General features: G+C 60.6%; 15 protein-coding genes. 5 read left to right on the plus strand and 10 right to left on the minus strand.

The genetic code is table 11. The annotated features are described in order from the left end of the window. Nucleotides 1-64 precede the first annotated feature (64 nt). Nucleotides 65-997, plus strand: a complete 933-nt coding sequence (locus ACX3YF_RS14910) for a DMT family transporter (protein ID WP_130211298.1) — start codon at nt 65-67, stop codon at nt 995-997. Here the strand turns inward: ACX3YF_RS14910 and ACX3YF_RS14915 are convergent. Then, on the minus strand, nt 942-2123 hold the full coding sequence (locus tag ACX3YF_RS14915) for an MFS transporter (RefSeq protein WP_458973889.1): 1182 nt from the start codon (nt 2121-2123) through the stop codon (nt 942-944). The two genes, ACX3YF_RS14910 and ACX3YF_RS14915, sit on opposite strands and share 56 nt — an antisense overlap. Nucleotides 2124-2226: 103 nt before the next feature. On the opposite strand from ACX3YF_RS14915, the gene ptrR reads away from it, so the two are divergent. After that, complete coding sequence (ptrR, locus tag ACX3YF_RS14920; protein ID WP_047532146.1) at nt 2227-3120, plus strand: putrescine utilization regulator PtrR; 894 nt, start codon at nt 2227-2229, stop codon at nt 3118-3120. 139 nt (nt 3121-3259) lie between these two features. After that, nucleotides 3260-3388, plus strand: coding sequence for a PA1414 family protein (locus ACX3YF_RS14925; RefSeq protein WP_003184145.1), 129 nt, complete (start codon nt 3260-3262; stop codon nt 3386-3388). Between the two features lie 141 nt (nt 3389-3529). On the opposite strand, the gene ACX3YF_RS14930 is transcribed toward ACX3YF_RS14925, so the two are convergent. The 6 genes from ACX3YF_RS14930 to speB all read right to left on the minus strand — a co-directional run bounded on the left by ACX3YF_RS14930 (nt 3530) and on the right by speB (nt 9090). After that, a complete protein-coding gene (locus tag ACX3YF_RS14930) occupies nt 3530-3781 on the minus strand; it encodes a phosphopantetheine-binding protein (protein ID WP_130211295.1) in 252 nt (83 codons plus the stop codon). Nucleotides 3782-3850: 69 nt separating this feature from the next. Further along, a complete protein-coding gene (locus ACX3YF_RS14935; protein WP_458973890.1) occupies nt 3851-4576 on the minus strand; it encodes an MBL fold metallo-hydrolase in 726 nt (241 codons plus the stop codon). Nucleotides 4577-4660: 84 nt separating this feature from the next. Further along, the gene (locus ACX3YF_RS14940) at nt 4661-6040 is read right to left on the minus strand and encodes a sodium:solute symporter family protein (RefSeq protein ID WP_458973891.1); all 1380 of its coding nucleotides are present in this window, start codon (nt 6038-6040) and stop codon (nt 4661-4663) included. Nucleotides 6041-6143: 103 nt separating this feature from the next. Continuing rightward, complete coding sequence (locus tag ACX3YF_RS14945; protein WP_458973892.1) at nt 6144-7655, minus strand: purine-cytosine permease family protein; 1512 nt, start codon at nt 7653-7655, stop codon at nt 6144-6146. Nucleotides 7656-7707: 52 nt separating this feature from the next. Then, the gene (locus ACX3YF_RS14950) at nt 7708-8130 is read right to left on the minus strand and encodes a YybH family protein (RefSeq protein WP_196586800.1); all 423 of its coding nucleotides are present in this window, start codon (nt 8128-8130) and stop codon (nt 7708-7710) included. Nucleotides 8131-8139: 9 nt separating this feature from the next. Next, nucleotides 8140-9090, minus strand: a complete 951-nt coding sequence (gene speB, locus ACX3YF_RS14955; RefSeq protein ID WP_047532133.1) for an agmatinase — start codon at nt 9088-9090, stop codon at nt 8140-8142. Between the two features lie 343 nt (nt 9091-9433). Between speB and ACX3YF_RS14960 the strand changes: the two genes are divergently transcribed. Together ACX3YF_RS14960 and ACX3YF_RS14965 are read left to right on the plus strand one after the other, a co-directional pair. Then, on the plus strand, nt 9434-10330 hold the full coding sequence (locus tag ACX3YF_RS14960) for a LysR family transcriptional regulator (RefSeq protein WP_047532131.1): 897 nt from the start codon (nt 9434-9436) through the stop codon (nt 10328-10330). 12 nt (nt 10331-10342) lie between these two features. After that, nucleotides 10343-10939, plus strand: coding sequence for a tRNA-uridine aminocarboxypropyltransferase (locus ACX3YF_RS14965; protein WP_458973893.1), 597 nt, complete (start codon nt 10343-10345; stop codon nt 10937-10939). Nucleotides 10940-11070: 131 nt separating this feature from the next. Here ACX3YF_RS14965 and ACX3YF_RS14970 read toward each other — a convergent pair whose 3' ends face one another. The 3 genes from ACX3YF_RS14970 to ACX3YF_RS14980 are packed head-to-tail and all read right to left on the minus strand — an operon-like array spanning nt 11071 to nt 15995. Beyond that, nucleotides 11071-12450 (minus strand): HlyD family type I secretion periplasmic adaptor subunit, encoded by a 1380-nt coding sequence (locus ACX3YF_RS14970; RefSeq protein ID WP_130211287.1) that lies wholly within the window; start codon nt 12448-12450, stop codon nt 11071-11073. A gap of 9 nt (nt 12451-12459) precedes the next feature. After that, a complete protein-coding gene (locus ACX3YF_RS14975; protein ID WP_130211286.1) occupies nt 12460-14619 on the minus strand; it encodes a type I secretion system permease/ATPase in 2160 nt (719 codons plus the stop codon). 17 nt (nt 14620-14636) lie between these two features. Continuing rightward, a complete protein-coding gene (locus ACX3YF_RS14980) occupies nt 14637-15995 on the minus strand; it encodes a TolC family outer membrane protein (protein WP_130211285.1) in 1359 nt (452 codons plus the stop codon). Nucleotides 15996-16187 lie beyond the last annotated feature (192 nt).

Here is a 16187-nt window from a genome sequence, read left to right on the forward strand (position 1 = left end):
GCTCGGGGCTTTGCTTTTACTGTCGAGTCACTGCCATGTTGTGTGTTGTTTTTGAGGTCTTGCGGTGAGCGTCGCCCGGCGTAGCGCCGATGGATTTGCCCTGCAAGTGATGCTCGGGTTGTGCCTGATCTGGGGCGTTCAGCAGGTGATGATCAAGTGGGCGGCACCTGATATCGCACCGGTCATGCAGGCAGCGGGGCGTTCGGGCATGTCCGCGTTGCTCGTCGGGTTGTTGATCTGCTGGAAGGGCGGCTGGGATCAAGTCGGCACTACCTGGCGCGGCGGCCTGTTGGCCGGGGCACTGTTTGGGCTGGAGTTTTTCTTCATCTCCGAAGGCCTGCAACTGACCACGGCGGCCCATATGTCGGTGTTCCTCTATACCGCGCCGATTTTTACCGCGCTGGGTGTGCATTGGCTGTTGCCGAGCGAGCGCTTGAGACCGGTGCAATGGTTGGGAATCTTCCTCGCCTTCGTCGGTATCGCCATTGCGTTTGCCGGTGGCGTGTCCTGGGCCAACCTCGATCACCGCATGCTGATGGGCGATGCGCTGGGGGTATTGGCGGGTGCCGCCTGGGGGGCCACCACGGTGGTGGTGCGTGCTTCGCGATTGTCGGAAGCACCGGTAACCCTGACCTTGTTTTACCAGTTGATCGTCGGCTTCGTCGGGCTGCTGTTGATCGCGCTGCTCAGCGGCCAGATCACCCACGTCAGCCTGACCACCGTGGCGGTGGCCAGCGTGTTGTTTCAAGGCCTGGTGGTGTCGTTCTTCAGCTATCTGACCTGGTTCTGGCTGTTGCGCCGGTATCTGGCGGCGAACCTGGCGGTTTTTTCGTTCATGACGCCGTTGTTCGGCGTCACGTTCGGCGTGGTGCTGCTGGGCGAAAAACTGAGCCTCAACTTTGTCATCGGGGCAGTGCTGGTGCTGCTGGGCATCACGTTTGTCAGCGCTGAGCAGTGGGTGCGTCGCCGTTTGCGCAAAGCGCTTGGCCAGCACTGACCGGGCTCAGGAGCAACCCGCCGGCCAGCAGCAAGCCACTGCCGGCGATCACCAGCGCAGGTTGCAAGCCACCACTGAAATGGCTGCTCAATGCTGCCAGCAACGGCCCGCTGAGCTGGCCCACGGCAAAGCAGGCGGTCAGCAACCCGGCGTTGCGTTGGCTGGCGTGGGGCGCCAGCTCCCGTGAACGTTGCATCACCAACTGCATGCAGGCCAGGAACGGTGTGCCACACAAGATCACTCCCAGCGCGAGTCCCGGACCATTGCCCAGCAGGCAAGCGAAGACCCCGGCGGCTTGCATCCATAAGGTCAGGGTCAGCCATTGACGCGTGGTATTGGCCGCTTGTTGGCGCAGACTCACCAACACCACGCCAATCGCCGCTGCCAGGCCGAAGCACGGCCAGAACAGATCGGCCTGCCAATGCCCGTGGAATTGCGCGTTGGCCATTTGCGACAGAAAAGTGGCCGGGATGATGTAGCCCAAACCGTACAACCCATAGACCACGCCTAAACGGCCGATGCCTTGATGGGATGAGCTTGCGACGCTGGCAGCGGCAGGTGCGGTCGCGGTGGGCCGGGGCAGAAATCGCAGAACCCCCAACAACATCAGTAGGGCGACGGCGGCATACACCAGCCACAAAGTGGCGGACGTCTGGCCCAAGAGGTTCGCGACCAAGGCCAGCAACCCGGTCAGGAAAATCCCCAGACCCGGTCCGGCAAATACCACGGCGCCGAGCCGCGGGCGCCCGGCGGCAGCCGCCAGTGGCTGACTCAGCGCGGTAATCATCACCAATACCCAGGCGCTGGCCACGCCGGTGCCAAAGCGCAGCAACAGATGCGACCAGAACCCGTTGGCCCAGAACGACGCCAGGGTCAACAGCACACACAGCCACAGACCGCCCAGCAGGCGACGGCGCACTTGCTCGGGACGACGAGAGAACATCGCGTCCACGGCACCGATGAAGTAGCCCAGGTAATTGGCGGCGGCAATCAGTCCGGCTGCAGTCAGGTCGATCTGGCCTTCGCTGAGCAGATGCGGCAGTTGCGGCGTCAGGGCAAAACGGCCGATGCCCATGGCCATCATTAATGCGACAAAACAGGCAAGCAAGCGGATCAAGGGAGACATGGCATGAGTTCCAGCAGAGGATCAATGACCGTCAGGCTAGGACTGATTGACATTCTTTAAAAATGAATAATAGTGAGTAACTTGTTCTTGTTTGGAGAATGGCGTGGAATTCAGTCAATTGCGAATTTTCCAGGCGGTGGCGGAGGAAGAGTCCATCACCCGTGCTGCTGAACGCCTGCACCGGGTGCCGTCCAACCTGTCGACCCGGCTTAAACAGCTGGAAGAGCAATTGGGGGTCGAACTGTTCCTGCGCGAGCGTCAGCGTTTGCAGCTCTCGCCTGCGGGAAAAGTCCTGCTGGACTACACCACCAAGTTGTTTGCCTTGCACGATGAAGCTCACGCCGCCGTACAGGGGGGGCAACCAGCCGGCGACTTCGTGCTCGGCACCATGTACAGCACCGCTGCGATTCACCTTCCGGCGCTATTGGCGCGTTATCACCGAACCTACCCGGCGGTGAACCTTCAGGTGCAGTCCGGGCCCAGTGGCGAATTGCTGGAAGGCTTGCTGACCGGCCGGCTCGATGCGGCGCTGGTGGACGGGCCGCCGGAGCTGGCGGGATTGGACGGTGTGCTGTTGTGCGAAGAGAAACTGGTACTGGTCAGCGAGGCCGACCACCCACCGGTGCTCAGCGCGCGGGATGTGGAAGGGCGTTCGGTGTTCACCTTTCGTCAGGGCTGCTCTTACCGGATGCGCCTGGAGTCGTGGTTTTCCCATGATCACGCAGCGATGGGGCGGGCCATGGAGATCGAGTCCTATCCGGGGATGCTTGCGTGCGTGATTGCCGGTTCCGGGGTGGCGCTGATGTCGGAGTCGATGCTCGCCAGCCTGCCGGGCCGTGAAAGCGTGGCGGTACACCCGCTGGCCGAGCCTTTTGCCACGGCGACCACGTGGCTGATGTGGCGCAAGGGCATGGTCGGGGCCAACCTGAATGCGTGGATCGAGCAGCAACAGGCGGTCTATCCGTCGGCGCAGATTCAGGCGCGTGCGATTGCCTGAGTTGACATTGGTCAATTGTGATCGATTCAGTAACAGATCATTGCCAATTTGATTGAGCATTGCACAGCACTTCAGACTATTATCAGTGCGAAGGGGCTACAGAATTCCGGCCTCTCGGCACTACCCTGAAGGGGGCATCATGAAAGAGAAAATTCAGAACTGGCTGCATGACCTGGGTGTCGCACTCGGTTTGATCGAACCGCCTCTGCAACCTGTGCCAATTCGCACCGACGACGAACAACGCCGGCGTCAGCCGCGTCGCCGGTAATCCTGTAGGAGCGAGCCCGCTCGCGATGGACGTTAACGATAACGCTGGTTGTCCGGAAGTACGCGTCGCCTGGGAGTTTTCGCGAGCAACCTTGCTCCTGCAGGGGCGCGTACGGATTGTTTCAAACGGCGATCATGATCGTTAATGTCTGCCAATTTCCAGCAAAAACCGACTCAAGTCTCTGGCCGTCCTGGCCGTCTTGAGCAGTCGGTCCTCTTCGGCGGTAAACGCCGTCAAGCCGAACTCGTCTTCCAGGTGGAAGATCAACTCTTCGATATCCGTTTTATCCAATCCCAACTCCGCCAGGCTGGCGTTGTCGTCGAAGTCATCCTGACTCTCCAGCAGACGGCTGATGAAGTGATGCACTGCGGCACGAACGGCAGCCTTTTTCATGATGGTTCTTCGAGGGCGTTATCGTTGTTGTCCCTGCGTTGAATGTCCTGAAAGTGAGTACAGCAGGCTTCAGCCGTGTGAGCGTTGCCACTCGTCAATCATGTGGCGCAAATGTTCCCCGGAGAAACTGCCGAAATGGCCGCCATGCACTGTGCGGATCGGCAGGGTGCGCAAGCGTTGCAGGCTGCGCGCGTAGTCGTCGAGGTTGGAGTGGTAGGCGTCTTCGATCAACGGTCCGTCATAAATGATGTCGCCGCTGAACAGGGTCTCGGTCGCCGCTTCGTACAGGCAGATGCCGCCCGGCGAGTGTCCTGGCGTGTGCACAACCTGCAATACCCGATTGCCCAGATCCAGTACATCCCCGTCTTCGACAAAACCCGTGGCCGGCGCGGCCTTGACGCTGTATTCGGCGTAGCAAAGCGGGCAGTCCGGATGCGCCTCGAACATATCGTCACCGACGAACGCCCTGCTCAAGTCGTTTTCGCCGTCCGGCGCGGCGAGGATGTCCGCTTCGGCGGGATGCACCAGGCGCTCGGGGAATTCATGGTGCCCGGCGATATGATCGAAATGGCAATGACTGGCCACCGCTACCAACGGCCGCTCGGTGATCCACGGCAATTGCTCGCGCAGGCTGACCAGCCCTGAGCCGCTGTCCAGCAGCAGGTCCTTGTCTCGGCCATGAATGTGCCAGAGGTTGCAGCGGTAGAAGGGCCGGATGAACGGCTCGTGAATCAGGCGGATGCCATCACTGAGCTGTTTGACTTCGAACCACTGATCGCGGCGGACGATTTTCATAAGCGGTTTCCTTCAGACGAAAAAAACGGGTGTGGCAACCGACGCCACACCCGCCGAAGAAAGCATCAAGTCGTTATATTCAGCTTAGGCGGCGCTTGCCAGTGTCACCGGGCGACGGGACATCAGGCTGACAATCACGAAGCTCACCAGGCTGACACCGAGGCTGTAGTAGATCGGTGAGTTGGCATCCATTCCGTCCTTGAACATGAAGATCAGGGCGGTAATAAAGCCCAATGCCATGGCGGCGATTGCACCGGCCGTGGTGGCGCGTCTCCAGAAAATCGCCCCCATCAGCGGGATCAGCATGCCGCCGACCAGCAGGTTGTAGGCCAGGGTCAGCGCGCTGATCACGTCATTGACCACCAGTGCGATGCCCAGCACGACGATACCGGTCAGCAGGGTGAACAAGCGGTTGGTGGCAATGTTCGACTCTTTACCGCCGCGCAATTTTGGCAGCAAGTCTTCAGTCAAGGTGGTGGACGCCGCCAGCAAGCCGGCGCTGGCGGTGGACATCATGGCCGCCAGGGCAGCTGCGATCACCAGGCCACGGATGCCGTCCGGCAGCGAGATTTTGACGATAGCGGCGAAGGCGTTGTTGACGTTGTCCAGGTCCGGGATCAGCACGTGTGCAGCCATGCCTATCAGTGCGCAAACCAGGCCATAGATGATGCAGTAGATACCCGCCGAGGTGCCGGCGTACTGCGCCACTTTTTCGCTCTTGGCGGTGAACACCCGTTGCCAGATGTCCTGACCGATCAGGATGCCGAAGAAGTAGATCATGAAGTAGGTGATGATGGTGTCCCAGCCAATGCTGGTGAAGTTGAAGCTGGCGGCCGGTAATTGCGCGACCAATTGATCCCAGCCACCCACACGGTACAGGCAGATTGGCAGCAACAGGAACATCAGACCGACGGTCTGGATACCGAACTGGACGATGTCGGTCAGGGTCAATGACCACATGCCGCCGATGGTCGAGTAAATGACGACGATACCGCCACCGACCAGTACAGAGACCCAGAACGGCAGGTCAAACAGCACTTGCAGTACGGTACCGATGGCCAGAATTGAAACCACGCCGATCATCAGGGCGTAGGCCAGCATGATGGTCGCGCTGGCGGTACGGGCCATCGGGTTATAGCGTTTTTCCAGCACTTGGGTGACGGTAAACACTTTCAGTTTCAGCAGTGGTTTGGCGAGGAACAGGTTCAACGCGATGATCCCGCAACCCAGTGCGGCGCAGAGCCAGAAACCGGAGATGCCGTGCACGTAGCCCAGACGCACGGTGCCTACGGTGGACGCGCCACCGAGGACGGTAGCGGCCATGGTGCCCATGTACAGGCCCGGGCCGAGGTTACGACCGGCGACCAGGTAGTCTTCGTGGGTCTTGGCCTTGCGCATGCCGTAGTAGCCGAGTAGCAGCATCGCGGCGGCGTAGATGAGTACGACGAATAAATCCAATGCCATGATGGCGTGTCTCCGATTGTCTTTTTTATAGTGGAACTGAAATCAATCCCTGTGGAACCACCCGTTCCTGTGGGAACGTGTTGACCACAGGTAATGCGTTTGATCAGGCAACTTGCCGCGTCGCCGGTTTTGCGAGCGGGTCCGTGCTTTTGCTGCGTGGATCATTCGGGCCGAACACCGCAGCCGATTCCGGAAACAGGCTCAGCAATGCCAGGTACACCAGCGAGGCAAGCCCCAGGGTGACCGGCAGGCTGATGTCGATTCCGCCGGCCATTTCGCCCAGCGGCCCGACAAATTGCCCCGGCAGGTTCACGAAGCACAGGCCGACGGCCGCACTCGGGATCCAGGCACCCAGGCCACGCCAGTTCCAGCCGTGGGTGAACCAGTAGCGGCCACCTTTTTCGCCGCGGGTAAACACTTGCAGGTCATCCGGGCAGTAGAAGCCGCGACGCACCCGCAGGCCGATGATCATGATCACCATCCACGGGGTGGTGCAGGTGATGATCAGCACCGCGAAGGTCGACACGCTCTGCACCAGGTTCGCCGCGAAGCGCCCGATGAAGATGAAGGCAATCGACATCACACCGATCAGCAGCGTGGCCTTGACCCGTGACAGCACTCGCGGGAACACGCTGGACATGTCCAGCCCGGTGCCGTAGAGCGACGTGGTGCCGGTGGACATGCCGCCGATCACTGCAATCAGGCACACCGGCAGGAAGAACCAGCTCGGCGAGACCGCCAGCAGGCCGCCGACATAGTTGTTGGCCGCGATGTAGTCCGGGGCCTTGATCGCTACGATGGTGGCGGTGGCCAGGCCGAACAGGAACGGGATGAAGGTCGCGATCTGCGAAATCACCACTGCGGCCATGATCCGGCGCTTGGAGGTTTCACGCGGAATGTAGCGCGACCAGTCGCCGAGGAACGCGCCGAAGGAAATCGGGTTGCTCATGGCCACCAGTGCCGCACCGATGAACGCCGCCCAGAAACCTGGCTGGCCCATGTTGACGGTGCCGGCGTAGTTCACATCGAAAGGACCGGCGAAGGCGAAGACACCCAGCAGGAACAGCAGGCTGGCGCTCCACACCGCGATCTTGTTGACCCACAGCAGAAAACGGAAACCATAGATGCAAACGGTCAGCACCAGGATCGCGAACAGACCGTAGGCCAGGCCCAGGGTCAGGTCGGTTTCCGGAAGGCCGATCAGGCGTTTGGCGCCACCGATCAGCGCATCGCCCGAACTCCACACCGAAAGCGAGAAGAAGGCGATGGCGGTCAACAGCGACAGGAACGAACCGACGATCCGCCCGTGCACGCCGAAGTGCGCACCGGAAGACACGGCGTTGTTGGTACCGTTGATCGGGCCGAACAGGCCCATTGGCGCGAGGATCAGCGAACCCAGCAACACGCCCAGCACAATCGCCCAGACGCCTGCCTGGAAAGACAGGCCGAACAACACCGGGAAGCTGCCGAGTACGGCGGTAGCAAAGGTATTCGAACCACCGAAGATCATCCGGAACAAGTCCGTCGGGCCTGCGGTGCGTTCGTTGTCCGGGATCTGTTCGACCCCGTGGGTTTCAATTTGCGTAAGGCTTTGGTCGTTGTTTTTGTTATTCATGATCTGCTCCGATCATAAAGGCGCGCTCATCGTGTGTGAGCGTCGCCTGTTTCTAAGGGGTTGGCAGCCCTTCCGGCATTGCGGACAAATGTTCGTGGCAGGCCAGCCATAGGCCTTGTTGTTCTTGGCCAGACGCTTGTTTCTTGAAAACAATCGTCTCGCGCTCCTGGCTGAAGTGTTGCTCCCCTTGCATGCGCAGCTCGGTGGCTACGTCATGGATGAAAATCGCCACATCACCTTGCAGGCTGACGAAGGCGTTGCTCGAGGTGCACGACAGCACCTCGAAGCCATCCTCGGCACGCCAGCTGTCCCACAACGCCTGATAGGCATCGCGCGACAGCAGGGGCTGTTCGAGGGTGTAGAAGACGAAGCTGGCGTCAGAGCTGAAGGCACCGAAGTAGGCTTCGCGATCGTTACGAGCGAAGGCAGACACCAGATCGGCGGCGGCTTGCAATACCTGATCACGTTCGTTCATCACCCATCCTCAGCGATGGACCACGCCAGGCAGTACGCAGAGCATCTCGTACAGCAGGTTGGCGGCCAGCAGCGAGGTGTTGCCGGTGGTGTCGTAAGCGGGCGAGACTTCTACCAGATCGCAACCGACCAGGTCGAGGCCTTGGCAGCCACGCACGATCTCGATTGCCTGAATGGTCGTCAGGCCACCGATTTCCGGGGTGCCGGTCCCAGGCGCCCAGGCCGGGTCGATGCCGTCGATGTCGAAGCTCAGGTACACCGGGCCGCCGCCGACTTTCTCGCGAACTTCGGCCATCAGCGGCGCCAGGGATTTGTGCCAGCACTCTTCGGCCTGAACCACGCGGAAGCCCTGGTTGCGGCTCCAGTTGAAGTCGTCAGCGGTGTAGCCCTGGGCGCGCAGACCGATCTGCACAACTCGGTCCGGATCCAGCAGGCCTTCTTCAACGGCGCGACGGAAGGTGGTGCCGTGGGCGATTTTCTCGCCGAACATGTGATCGTTCACATCGGCGTGGGCGTCGATGTGCACCAGGCCGACCTTGCCGTGCTTTTTATGGATGGCGCGCAGGATCGGCAGGGTGATGGTGTGGTCACCGCCCAGGGTCAGCGGGATCACGTCGTGTTCGAGGATGTTGTCGTAGGATTCTTCGATGATCCGTACGGCATCCAGCAGGTTGAAGGTGTTGATCGCGATGTCGCCGATGTCGGCAACCGACAGCGAGTCGAACGGTGCTGCGCCAGTGGCCATGTTGTACGGGCGAATCATGACCGATTCAGCGCGGATTTCGCGAGGCCCGAAACGGGTGCCAGGGCGCAGGGAAGTGCCAATGTCCAATGGCACGCCTACGAAGGCAGCGTCCAGGCCGGCAGCGGTATTCAAGTGAGGGAGTCGCATCATGGTGGCGATGCCGCCGAAGCGCGGCATTTCGTTGCCGCCCAGTGGTTGGTGAAGAATCTTGTCCACGGGTAAGGCCTCATCGTCGTTGTTTTATTTATGTCGGATACACCGTTCACAGTAGGCACGGGCACCGCTGGGGGCCGATTCTGCGAAATGTAGTGACGGGGAAGAATCGCTCCGCGCAAATACTTAGTTCAGATTTTTCTAAACTAATGGAGGTGGCAGCGATAGACTTCACGCCAGCGCAAACGATGCCAGGAACCAATCTTGTGGGAGCGAGCCTGCTCGCGAAGGCGGTGGGGCTAGTCAACTTCGTTGTTGGCCTAGCGCCCTCTTCGCGAACAGGCTCGCTCCCACCAGGTTCTCTATGGATTCGAGCATTGCGCGCCCCCAGTTTTCGGAGTCTTCCATGGCCAACGCTTTACCCGATCTGAAACTATTGCGCATTTTCGTCAGCGTGGTGCGTCATCAGGGCTTCGCCAACGCCCAGCAAGAGCTCAATCTCTCGACGTCGGCCATCAGCACTTACATGAGCCAGCTCGAAGCCGCGCTGGGCCTGGTGCTGTGCCATCGCGGCCGTGGCGGTTTCAGCCTCACCAGCAAGGGCGAGCTGTTTCATCAGGAAACCTTGCGGTTACTGGGCGAGCTGGAGGGCTTCGAACAATACGCCGCCGCGCTCAAGGGCGAATTGCGCGGGACGCTGAACCTGGGGGTGATCGACTCCACCGTCAGCGACAAGGCCTTGCCGTTCGCCGAAGCCATTGGCGCCTACAGTCAGGAACACCCGGCAGTGCATTTGCACTTGTCGGTCATGAGCCCCTACGAATTGCAACTCGGCGTGCAGGACAACCGTCTTGATCTGGCCATCGGTGCGTTCTCCACGCGCATGAGCGGCCTGGTGTACATGCCGCTCTACCGCGAACAGCATTGGTTGTATTGCAGTGCCCGGCATCCGCTGTTCAATGAGCGGCGTATTCCCGAGCAGGTCATCACCCAGCAACGCATGGTCGGTCGCGGTTACTGGAGCCAGGCCGAACTGGCGCGGCACGGCTTCAAGCACAGCGCCGCCACCGTGGAGAGCATGGAGGCGCAGCTGATCCTGGTGCTGTCCGGCGCCTACATCGGTTACTTGCCCGAGCATTACGCCCAGGCCTGGGCGGACAAGGGTGACTTGCGGGTGTTGCTGCCGGCGACCTTCGGTTATCAGGCACCATTCTCGATGATCGTGCGCCGTGGACGCAGTCGCGAGCCGCTGATCCAGACCTTCCGCGATCTGCTCAAAGCGCAGCTCAACCAGGCCGCTTAAGGAAACGTTGCGATGCCCAGAATTCAATGTCCCCGCTGCCTGCGTCCGCAAAGCCATTGCCTGTGCCCGTTGGTCCCGAGCCTCGACAGCCGCACCCGTGTGTTGTTGCTGCAACACCCGAGTGAAGTGAATCACGCGCTGAACACCGCGCGTCTGGCCGCGTTGGGCTTGAACAATGCCGAACTGATGGTCGGCGAGGTATTCGAGGATTTGCCGGTGCTGTTGAATCAACCGGGGTATCAGGCGCGGTTGCTGTTTCCCGGCGAAGACGCGCAGCCGATTCAAACCTGTGCCGTCACCGATGAACCGATATTGCTGGTGGTCCCGGATGGCACCTGGCGCAAGGCTCGCAAGCTATTGCACCTCAACCCGCTGCTGGCGGCGTTGCCGAGGGTGACCCTGGCCGAGGGGGGCGTGTCCCGCTACCGACTGCGCAAGGCCCCCGGGCCGGGGGCGTTGTCGACGATCGAGGCGATTGTCCAGGCATTGGAAACCCTTGAGGCACCAACGTCGTTCGAGCCGTTGCTCAGGCCGTTCGAAGCGTTGATCGAGGGGCAGATTGCGGCGATGGGGAAGGAGACTTTTGAGCGTAATCATGGGGCGAAATAATCGTTGTCAGGCGAGTCTCATCGCGAGCAAGCTCGCTCCCACAGGTTTCGCGGCAATCATCGATTTAGCGTTCGCCGCAGAACAGTGTGGGAGCGAGCTTGCTCGCGATGAAGCGCTGAATTTGAAGAGGACTACCTTTCGCGCATCGCCTCGGTCCGCGCTTTGAGCACCGGTTTGAGCAGGTAATCCAGCACACTTTTCTCCCCGGTGATGATATCCACCGTCGCCACCATCCCCGGAATGATCAACAGCGGTTTCGCATCCCCGCCCAGGTGGTTCTTGTCGGTACGCACCTGGATCAGATAGAAGCTGTTGCCCTTGTCATCGGTGATGGTGTCGGCGCTGATCAATTCCAGTTTCGCGCTCAGGCCGCCGTAGATGGTGTAGTCGTAGGCGCTGAACTTGACCATGGCTTTCTGGCCTGGATGCAGGAACGCCACGTCTTGCGGCCGCACTCTGGCCTCGATCAGCAGGTTGTCTTCCAGCGGCACGATTTCCACCATGTCGCTGCCCGGCTGGACCACGCCGCCGATGGTGTTGACCTTCAGCGTTTTGATAATCCCGTGAACCGGCGAGACTACCGTAGTGCGGGTCACGCGGTCGTCGATGGCGATGCTCGACGCGGTGATTTTCGACAGGTCGGTGCGTTTCTCATTCAGCTCCTTGGCGGCTTCCGAACGGAAGGTTTGTTCGGACTCGTCGATCTTGCTCTTGATCTCGTTGATCGCCGATTCGGCGCGGGGAATGGCCAGGGTGGTGGCGTTCAGCGAGCCGCGAATCTCCACCGCGCTGCGTTTGAGGCGCAGGATCTCCACCGGTGACACCGCCCCCGTGCCCACCAGTGGCGTGGACATGTTCATCTCTTGCTGCAGCAGTGCCAGGCTTGAGCTGTATTGCCCCTGTTTCGAGCGAAATTCCGCCAGTTCCTGGGTTTTTTGCCGAAGTTGTTCGCTCAATGTGCGTTGTTCGCTGGCCAGTCGCCGTTGCCGTTGTTCATACAATGAACGTTCGTCTTCGGCCACCTGGGGCGCCTTGGCGATCACTTCGTCCGACAGCTTGAACGGCCGACCTTCGGCCTCCGCCGACAGGCGTTCGACCTGTGCGGTCAGTGCATAGCGATCAGCCTCGCTTTCACCCTTGTTCGACAGATAGCGCGTGTCATCCAGGCGCAGCAAGGTATCGCCCTTGTTCACCATTTGCCCTTCACGCACGAAAATTTCGGTGACGATGCCGCCTTCAAGGTTCTGGATCACCTGAACCTTGCTCGACGGAATCGCCTTACCTTCGCCCATGGTGACTTCCTGCAGCACCGCGAATTTGGCCCAGACCAGCGCGCTGATCAACAAGCCTGCCGCCAGCCATACGGTGATCCGCGACCAGCGCGGTGAGTCCTGCAGCGAAGCGCCGGCGGTTTCCGGCATGAATTCGCTTTCGGCGCTTTTGGCGAAGCTGCCGAAGTAACCCCGCTCCTTCGAATGGGCAGGCGACTTGTCGGATGATGAACGAGCCATGAGTCGCTCCTAGACGGCCGAAGAGCCGACACGGCCCTTGCGCAGTGCATCGATGACCGCTTCTTTGGGCCCGTCGGCGACAATCCGCCCGTTGTCCAGCACCACCAGCCGATCCACCAGGCTGAGCATCGAGGTTCGGTGGGTGACCAGCAACACGGTTTTGCCCTGGACACAGCCGTGGAGTTTTTGCCGCAAAACGTCTTCGCTGCTGTTGTCCATGGCGCTGGTGGGTTCGTCGAGCAGCAGGATCGGCGGGTCGAGCAACAACGCCCTCGCCAGCAACACGGCCTGACGCTGGCCACCGGACAGCAATTGACCACGCTCGCCCACGGGGCGGTCGAAGCCTTGCGGGTGTTGCCGGGCCAGTTCGGTGACACCGGTGAGTTCGGCGACTTCGAGCATGCGTGAGTCGCTGATGTAGCGCGCGCCGAGGGTGAGGTTATCGCGCAGGCTACCGGCCAGTAGTGGCAGGTCGTGGGCGACGTAACCGATTTGATGACGCAGGTCGGCGACGTCCAGTTGTCGCAAGTCCAGGCCATCGAGCAACAGCTGGCCTTCTTCCGGTTCGTAAAAACCCATCACCAGTCGTGCCAGGGTGCTTTTGCCCGAGCCGCTGCGGCCGATGACGCCGATCCGCTCGCCGGGCTTGACGCTGAAACTGACATTGGCCAGCGCCGCACTGTTCTGGCCGTTGTAGTGGAAGGTCACGCCGACGACATCCAGCGCGCCCTGCAGTTGCGTGCGCTCCAGCGGCCGTTGTTTGGCATCGCGTTCCTGTGGCAGCGACATCAGCGCGTCGGTACTTTTCATGGTCAGTTGCGCTTGCTGGTAGCGGGTGATCAAACCGGCGATCTGGCCCAGTGGCGCCAACACGCGGCTGCCGAGCATGTAGCTGGCCACCAGTGCGCCGACGCTGAGGTTGCCGGCGATGATGCTGTAGACACCGGCAACAATGGTCGCCATGCCGGAAAACTGCTGGATGAACAGCGTGCCGTTGGTGGCCAGCGCCGAGAGGTTACGCGCATGGCTGTCGAGGCGGGTGAGGGCGCCATGGGTGCTTTCCCACTTGTGCTGGCGCTCGCTTTCGGCGCTGCAGGCCTTGAGGGTTTCCAGGCCGCCGAGGGTTTCGATCAGCAGGGCCTGGCGTTCGGCACCGAGGCTGAGGCTCTTCTGCACGGTGTCGCGCAGCCGCCCCTGTATCACCATGGCGAAAATGATCGTGATCGGAAACGCCAGCACCGGAATCACCACCAGCCATCCACCGAGCAGGCCGATCACCACCAGCATGAGCACCACGAAGGGCAGGTCGATGAGGCTGGTGAGGGTGACGGCGGTGAGGAATTCCCGCAGGCCCTGGAAGTCATGAATGCTCTGGGCAAAACCACCGATGGTCGCCGGCCGCGCTTTCATCGACATGCCGGTGATGCGTTCGAACAGGGTCGCCGAGAGGATCACATCGGTTTTCTTCCCGGCAGTGTCCAGCAGATGCGCGCGCACCACCCGTAGCACCAGTTCGAAACCGGTGCCGATCAGCAAGCCGATGGACAGCACCCACAGGGTCGACGTGGCCTGGTTGGGCACCACGCGGTCGTAGGTCTGCATCACGAACAACGGCACCATCAGGCCCAGCAGGTTGATCAGGAAGCTCGCCAGAATGGCATCGCTGTACAGCCATTTCGACAGCTTCAGGGTGTCGCGGAACCAGGCCTGCACACGAGGCACGAGGGGGGAGCGCAAGTCTTCCAGTTCATGCCGTGGTCGGGCGAACAAGGCCTGACCGGAATAATGCGTTTCAAGTTCCTCTGGGCTGATCCATTGTTCACCGCCGTCGGCTTCGCTGGGCAGGATCAGCACCCGGCCGTCATCGCCAATGCGACGCAAAACCGCAGTACGACCGTTGTCGAGCAACAGCAGGACGGGCAGGTTGAGCGCGGAGATGTCTTTAAGTTCGCGACGCAGCAAGCGCGCCTGCAAACCGGCCCGGGCCGCTGCACGAGGCAGCAGGTCCAGGCTCAGGCGTTGGTGTGCCATTGGCAGCCCGGCACTCAGGCTGGCGCGACTGACCGTCGCGCCATGCAGTTTGCAGAGGATCAACAGACCGTCCAGAAGCGGGTCATCAAAGCTCAGACGCGGATCGACACCGATGTTGCCGGGTTCCATGCTGGTCAAATTGGTCGCTCCAGGTACTACTTCAGTTCAGGCAGACGAGCTTCGTTCTTTACCTCGGCCTTGGCGATCGCATCGGCGGGCAGCACCACCCGCTGTTTGCTCAACAATTGGCCCATGTTCGCCAGTACACGGTACATCGAAAACTCCTCGGTGTAGCGCACTTCGGTGTAGCGGCGGTTGGCGTTGTAGAGCTCGTTTTCACTGTCCAGCAGGTCGAGCAGGGTGCGTTGGCCAAGGCCGAACTGATCCTGATAGGCCACGCGCACGCGTTTACTGGTCTCGGCGTATTCACGGGCGGTCGGGGTCTGTTTCTTGGCGTTGACCATGGCGTTCCAGGCCAGGTGGATGTTTTCGTTGAGCTGGCGCAGGGCATTGTTCCGGATGTCCATCGCCTGATTGATCTTGTGCGCATCGGAGGCCATGCGAGCCTTGTCGCTGCCGCCGCGGAACAGGTTGTAGTTCATCACCACGCCCACGCGCCATTCGTTGTCATGGCCTTCTTCGCCCGCAATGTTGTTGTTCGCTCCGACGGCGGCTTCAGCATCGAAGCGCGGGTAGAACGGCGACTTGGCCACTTCGTACTGGCTTTCGGCGGATTGCACGTCAGCCTGGGCGGATTTCAGGTAAGGGTTGTTCTCCACCATGCTCTGCTGCGCTTCCTGCAGCGATGCAGGCACTTCGCCTCGGGTCGACGGCGGCGTTTCAAGCTCATCGGGCATGCGCCCCACGACGCTGTAGAAGTTCGACTCGGCGTCGGCCAGATCGACTTCGGCGGTGTCGAGGTTGTTCTCTGCCAATGCCCGGCGAGCATTGGACTGGTCGGCGTCGGCGTTGCTGCCGACACCACGCTGGGTGCGCAGGCCGATCTGGTCGTTGACCCGCAAGTGCGCCTGCAGGTTGTTCTTGGCCAGTGTCACCAGTTCGCGGCGCTTGAGCACGTCGAGGTAGACCTCGATGGTGCGCAGGGCCAGATCCTGGGCGGTGCCCTGAGCGTAATAGGCCCGGGAGTTGACCACCCCTTTGGTGCGTTCGACTTCGTTGGCGGTGTTGAACCCGTCGAAGAGCATCTGCCGAAGGCGCAGTTCCGATTGGGTGTAGTTCAGGATTGCCGTGTGGTGGTTGCCGAGGGCCCGGGTGTTGGTGTTATCGCTGTACCCGCGCCCGTACGCGGCATTCAGGTCAACCGATGGATAAAAGCCCCCCTTGGCGACCTTGACGTCTTCATCAGCCGACAGACGGCTGTCTACTCGCGACGCCAGCTCCGGGTGGGTCGCGATGGTGCTCTGGATCGCCTCGGTCAATGACATGGCCTGCACTTGAGAAGTGCAGGACATGGCCAGCAGAACCGCGCTGCAAAGGGGTGTTAAGAGGCGCATGGGTACATCTCCCTGATTCCTGATGGTGCTTTATCAGTCGCCAATTATTTGACGACTTTTATAGGTAAACCGTTTCATTGTTTTAACATCAGAGCTAAGAACATTCTGGGAAAGAGCTAAGAACTATTTCTCATAATAGTTATTCCAAAAAAAACTTATGCACTCCGCAAAATCCAGCACATTGTTCAATGC

The sequence above is a fragment of the Pseudomonas fluorescens group sp. PF-69 genome, assembly GCF_054481235.1.